At 62.9% G+C, this 504-nt stretch carries 1 protein-coding gene; it reads right to left on the reverse strand.

All coding sequences use genetic code 11. The features are described from left to right. On the reverse strand, positions 1-504 hold a 504-nt coding region (locus Q7C20_RS27215; RefSeq protein WP_375071245.1), incomplete at both ends, for a radical SAM protein.

Genomic DNA, 504 nt, shown 5'->3' on the forward strand with positions numbered 1-504 from the left:
CGGCCAGCCAGTCTCGCACCAGTGGGGACACTTCACGCGGCAGCCGCAACATGCTCCAACTGGCATGACGCGCACCAGCATCGCGGCCCGCGGTCAAAATCGCCTCCAACTCCGGATCCGTCAGTGCCGGAATCATGGGCGACGCCATAACGCGCACCGGCACGCCTGCCGCTGACAAATGCCGGATCATCTGCAACCGCCGTTTCGGTGCCGGCGCGCGTGGCTCCATCAGCCGGCTCAATTTTGCGTCCTGCGTGGTGATGGAGATCCCCACCGCCGCCAGTCCTCGCGCGGCCATATCGCTTAGGATATCGATGTCTCGCTCAATTAGGCTGCCCTTGGTGACGATGGCCACCGGGTGATTGGCCTGCGATAGAACCTCCAAACAACGGCGCATGATCTCATGCGTCTTTTCGATCGGTTGGTAGGGGTCGGTATTGGTGCCAATGGCGATGGGCGCCACGGCATAGCGCTTTGACCGCAGCTCCCGCGCCAGCACATCAG

It is taken from the genome of Pseudomonas sp. AMR01 (genome assembly GCF_041946035.1).
Taxonomy (GTDB): Bacteria; Pseudomonadota; Gammaproteobacteria; order Pseudomonadales; family Pseudomonadaceae; genus Aquipseudomonas; species Aquipseudomonas antarctica_B.